The sequence below is a fragment of the Vibrio sp. Vb0888 genome, from assembly GCF_033338835.1.
GTDB lineage: Bacteria > Pseudomonadota > Gammaproteobacteria > Enterobacterales > Vibrionaceae > Vibrio > Vibrio alginolyticus.
This window is the reverse complement of the sequence record NZ_JAWOTL010000042.1, coordinates 1-4,631: the sequence shown is the minus strand read 5'-3', so window position 1 is coordinate 4,631 and position 4,631 is coordinate 1. Positions and strand designations below refer to the sequence as shown.

At 42.2% G+C, this 4,631-nt stretch carries 7 protein-coding genes; all 7 read left to right on the top strand.

What is annotated here, in order from left to right:
- Nucleotides 1-94 precede the first annotated feature (94 nt).
- The 7 genes from R7P72_RS23505 (at nt 95) to R7P72_RS23475 (ending at nt 4,040) form a co-directional block, all read left to right on the top strand.
- Nucleotides 95-607 (top strand): hypothetical protein, encoded by a 513-nt coding sequence (locus tag R7P72_RS23505; protein ID WP_005377039.1) that lies wholly within the window; start codon nt 95-97, stop codon nt 605-607.
- A gap of 135 nt (nt 608-742) precedes the next feature.
- Entirely contained in the window at nt 743-1,228 is a 486-nt protein-coding gene (locus R7P72_RS23500) for a GNAT family N-acetyltransferase (protein ID WP_005377042.1), read from the top strand.
- A 110-nt stretch (nt 1,229-1,338) separates the two neighbouring features.
- A complete protein-coding gene (locus tag R7P72_RS23495; RefSeq protein WP_005376987.1) occupies nt 1,339-1,833 on the top strand; it encodes a GNAT family N-acetyltransferase in 495 nt (164 codons plus the stop codon).
- Nucleotides 1,834-1,968: 135 nt separating this feature from the next.
- Entirely contained in the window at nt 1,969-2,448 is a 480-nt protein-coding gene (locus R7P72_RS23490; protein WP_228076447.1) for a hypothetical protein, read from the top strand.
- 114 nt (nt 2,449-2,562) lie between these two features.
- A complete protein-coding gene (locus R7P72_RS23485; RefSeq protein WP_191116310.1) occupies nt 2,563-2,994 on the top strand; it encodes a hypothetical protein in 432 nt (143 codons plus the stop codon).
- A 135-nt stretch (nt 2,995-3,129) separates the two neighbouring features.
- Complete coding sequence (locus tag R7P72_RS23480) at nt 3,130-3,528, top strand: DUF6232 family protein (RefSeq protein ID WP_213907494.1); 399 nt, start codon at nt 3,130-3,132, stop codon at nt 3,526-3,528.
- A gap of 158 nt (nt 3,529-3,686) precedes the next feature.
- Nucleotides 3,687-4,040, top strand: coding sequence for a DUF6404 family protein (locus tag R7P72_RS23475; RefSeq protein ID WP_213907493.1), 354 nt, complete (start codon nt 3,687-3,689; stop codon nt 4,038-4,040).
- The last annotated feature ends 591 nt before the right edge of the window (nt 4,041-4,631 follow it).

Below are 4,631 nucleotides of genomic sequence, written 5' to 3'. Positions count from 1 at the left end.
CAAATAGGCACGGATTTATCAGAGTTTATTTTAGGTTAGGGTGCATGTGCGTCTCTCACACCTTAACTGCGCGTTATGCATATTAGAGAGAATAATGAACTCATACACGAGCGAATGTAAAAGGTTGTCTATCAATGCACGAGCTGCGATTGGTCTGCTTGTCTTTGAGCGTTTCTGTGTTCTTCATGGTTTAGAACTTCATGATAACCAGGAGTTTTTAGAGCACTTATGGGATTGGTTTCTCATTGATGGTCCAGACGAATTCGAGCCTTGGGAATCTAAACGACCCACTTTAGTAAATTGTGGGCTAGGTGACGAATTTCCCGAGGATTTACAGCTTTCCCTCGCTCAAAACGGTATCGGCGAGAGTCAGTTTAGGACTATTGTCGGTGGCGTAACCGATATTTTATGGGGTAGTTTTTGGGGAGCGGCTGAAAACGAACAATCAATGGCTGCACTTGAAAGTGTCATTTCAGCTAGTGGCATAGAACAACTGCCGGTTTTGACACCGTTCAAGTTCTCATTGTTATCACAAAACGAAGGTTGGGGTGACAAAGTCACACCTCAAGATTTGGAGTTTTGGCGCACCTGTGTGAAATATGCATAACAAATTGTTCAAGAGTGATTCGGCACGCGTGGCATTTTTACTATGCGTTTGTTTTGATGGTTAAGGTGCTCTGCGGAGGCTTCGGTATTGCGTGCCTCACACCTTAACAAGGCGTTATGTTCTAGGAGGAAATTGATGATTAGGGAAATCACAAAAGCCGATTTTGAGTCGTTTTGGCCAACATTTTCAGCGGTAATTCAGGCACAAGAAACTTATGCCTTTGACCCAAATATGACGCTAGAACAAGCCTTCGCTTTATGGTGTGGATCTCCCCTGAAAGCTTTTGCTTTCGTAGAAAATGACGTTGTACTGGGCTCTTACTACATCAAGCCAAATGCAATGGGGCCAAGTAGCCATATATGTAATTGTGGATACATGGTTTCTAGCGAAGCTAGAGGTAAGGGCATTGCACGCCTAATGTGTGAGCATTCTCAGGAAATAGCTCTAAGACTTGGCTTTGATGCCATGCAATTTAACAGCGTGGTCTCTACCAATGAAGTTGCTGTGAAGCTTTGGGAGAAGCTAGGGTTTCAAATCATAGGTACAATTCCCAAGGCATATAAGCATGCTAATTTAGGGTTAGTTGATAGCTACGTCATGTACAAATGGCTACGAACATAACAAAGCATTTAAGAGTGATTCACAACGCTTGGCGTTTTCGCTTCGCTCAAGTATAGCCAAGCGCTGCTCACACCTTAATGCGGCGTTATGTGCTTTTGAGGAAAATTGACATGGAAGTAGTAGAAGCGAGTCCAGATTTAGCTCCAATATTAGCGAGTTACGCGAAAGAATGTTTGGAGTCGGGTATCCCTAAGTATTTCGGCGTTGATCAAGATCCTGAAGCTTATTTATCAGGTTTGGCTGAACGTTCTAAGGCAACTTCTGAATTACCAAACGGTTATTTACCCAGCACAACTTATTATTGCGTATCTGGCTCTGAAATCTTAGGTGCTATTCGAATTCGTAAAGGTACGAATGCCAACGTAGAAAATGTCATTGGGCATGTTGGCTACGAAACTAGACCGTCAGCTCGTGGTAAAGGTGTAGCCTCATTTCTCCTCGCTTGGGTGCGAGACCATGTTGTCACTGACTCAGTTATTGTTACTTGTTCAATTGACAATCCTGCATCCCAAAAGGTTATCGAAAACTGCGGCGGTGAGTATCTTGGTAACTACACAAGTGAAAACGAGGGCACTGTAAGGCGCTACCGTTTAGCACGCACATAACAAAGCGTTCAAGAGGGATTCTCAACGCTTGGCAGTTTTGGTTCAAAGTTTAGCTTTTGTGATTATGGCACAATGGTTTAGGTAAGGTGGTGGCGTTGTTCACCCCTTAACGCGGCGTTAGGTTTTCGGAGTCACATGAAGAAAATTCTGTTTATTTTGTGTACGTTGATGTCAGGAGTAGTAATGTCTGAGGGTTTGTTTTTAAGTTCATATAACGAAGTGTCCGAACGTTATGCAATTCTCGATGAGTTTGAAGAGTCTGGGGTGCTTTACCTAACTAAGCCTCAAACTCAAAAGCCAGAAAGAGATGCTGTTGCGTACATACAGTACGTGCCTGTTTCCGAGGAATCTTGGAAGCAGAAAATGAGAGCAGGGGAACCGCCACAATTACACCAAGGGCTAGTTTCCAAAACAGCAATTATTGAGAAGACAGTAGAGCAAGATTTTAGCTTTCAATGGTCGGCTGATGGTAATTCAGTAGCCTTATTATATAGAAGCGTTCCCATAGCTTTCGTTACTAAAAGCGAAAAGTATGGTTTTAGCAAAGCGGTTGTATCAGATTCGCCAGTTGTTTCAGTCTGGAATTCAGAGAAGTTTAGTGAACTATTTGAGTAAAAACCTAACAAAGCATTTAAGAGTGATTCGCAACGCTTGGCAGTTTCGCTTCGCTCAAGTATAGCCAAGCGCTGCTCACACCTTAATGCGGCGTTAGCTTTCTGGGGAGAGATAATGAGAATCAGACAAATTAAGGCTTACCGAGTAACATCAATTATTTCTTTGCTGTTAGGCATTACCGCACTACAGGAATTATATATAAGCGAAAACCTATTAATTATTGGTTTTGCTGTCGGTGTGCTGGGTACCTTCTTGCTAGGTAGTGCTGGGCTTTTTACGGTATTTCGATTTGTGTTTGCGTTTTTGAAGGAATCAAGTTTAAGCCTGTCTAGCCGTGTTCTAGGGTGTACTTATTCGGTGTTACCTGTTTTACTTTGGTACTTATGCAACGTTAAGTTCATATTGGTGCCTGCGGTGAATGCTAAAGAGCTTTCAACCTTCTTTATTCCATCGGCTTTGGCTGTGTTAAATGGAGGTATAGGGATAATCTTATTCTTCGGAGTCGTTGAAATAAATAATAAACTTCTGGGGAAAGCAGCAAGCTAACAAACTGTTCAAGAGGGATTCGCAACGCGTGGCGTTTTTACTTTGCGTTGATTTTAGTGTTTAAGGTGGTATGCGGCGGCATTGGTATTGCGTTGCTCACCCCTTAACAGGGCGTTATACGAATAGAGGGAAATTATGTACAAAAGTAATGATTTTAACTTGGATTCAAAAGAGTTCAGGTTTAAGAAAGACTCATATCCTTTGTCTAAGATAAACAATGTTAGGGTTCAAAAGTTAAGTTTTCTTGATAATTTAGGTCAAGTTTTATTCTGGGTATGTGTTTTTTCAGGGGCAGTTTGGTTAGTTATTCCAAGGTTGGAAGAGGTGCCACAATGGCTACTAGTTTTAGTTCTTAGTCTGACGGTTGTAGGTTTGGTTTTTGCTCTTTTTCGTTGTTCTAAATATGCACTTCAAGTCGAGTTTCGTCACATAGATGAAACGGGCGTTCAATGGGTTAATGTCGCTAAGTCATACTCAAAGTCAGATTGTGAGTTATTTGAACAGCAAGTGTTGGCACTGAAGAAATTCGTATAACAAATTGTTCAAGAGTGATTCGGCACGCGTGGCATTTTTACTATGCGTTGGCTTTAGTAGTTAAGGTGTTATGCGGAACCTTCGGTATTGCGTGCCTCACACCTTAACAAGGCGTTAGGTTTCTCCGCGGGAAACATCGAATTCGAGGATTTTGGGTCATGGATTATGAAACGAAGCTACAACTTGCGCACAGAGAATTAAGTGACAAAGGTGTTTGGAAGTCGAACTACAATCCTCCATTTGTAAAGTTGTTACGTAAACTCGGACTGTGTATTCCGCCGCCTTACTACCAAAGCTTTTTTGCAAACGTTATGCTTTGTGTGGCTTTCTTTGCTCCTGTTTGGGGAATCTTGCAATGGTTTCTTGTGTGGGACGAGCTAGGCAAACCAGTTTTAGAAGCGGTTTATATCTCGTTACTTACTGGCGCATTGTTTGGTTTAGTTATGGCAACCTTCTACTACATTAGGCGCAAGCAATTAAATCTAACAGATTGGGGTTCATTGGGAGAATAAGCCCAAAACCTAACAAACTGTTCAAGAGGGATTCGCAACGCGTGGCATTTTCACTATGCGTTGGTTTTAGTGTTTAAGGTGAAATGCAGGGGCTTCAGTATAGCGTTACTCACCCCTTAACAGGGCGTTAGTACGGGTTTGGCATTAAATGTCATAAGTTTTGGTGTGTATCTGTTTTGGCGCTCGCCTTTACACCTTTCAGTTAGTGCCTTTCACGTTCTTTCCGGTGGCACTATATACGGAGTGTTCGCTTTGATTTCACCGTTTACGGTTTCTAACTCTTAGCCTATTTCTTTGGAGCTTCTTCATTTTCGTGGTGGCTTTTGAGAGAACCCCGATTATTTTTGGTGTGGCTGTTGAAGTACGAGGAAAGAATCCTTTTCTAATTTGAAGCCAGTGAAAGTAGGGCTGTTCAGTGCGTTTTTCTTCTAGCCAACTTTCGTCTTTCATCTGGGGTAAAGTTTTGTAGCTGCCCGTCTCACTTCAGTGTTCAAAGCCTTTCATATCATGCCACTTTTCAATATCTTGGAGCGCATAAATAGAAGTAGCGCATGTACTAACAAATTGCTTAAGAGTGATTCGTAACGCGTG